1 protein-coding gene is annotated in these 314 nt (G+C 36.0%); it reads left to right on the top strand.

Translation table 11 applies throughout. From position 1 onward, the window contains the following. Nucleotides 1-69 precede the first annotated feature (69 nt). A partial coding sequence (locus tag CJF42_RS26515; RefSeq protein ID WP_141235719.1) for an ATP-binding cassette domain-containing protein occupies nucleotides 70-314 on the top strand: 245 nt, incomplete at its 3' end.

Here is a 314-nt window from a genome sequence, read left to right on the forward strand (position 1 = left end):
AAAGCTGAGGTTATTATGCAGTATATAACAGCAATTAATCATTTTAAGGCACAAATAGAAGAGTAGCAGATGTTAAGTTTTAGAAATTTAACAAAATCCTATAAAACAGGATCTACAGAGATTCATGCTCTGCGTGGTGTGAGTGCAACCATAAATACTGGTGAAACAGTTGCCTTATGTGGACCTTCAGGAAGTGGGAAGTCAACGTTACTAAATATTTGTGGATTATTGGATCCTGAATACAGCGGTGAAATTTATTTGTATGGGAAACAAGTGCCTACAAGTACTAAAGGTAACTTCTCAAAAAGCAGTGG

This window comes from Pseudoalteromonas sp. NBT06-2 (assembly GCF_002276045.1).
GTDB lineage: Bacteria > Pseudomonadota > Gammaproteobacteria > Enterobacterales > Alteromonadaceae > Pseudoalteromonas.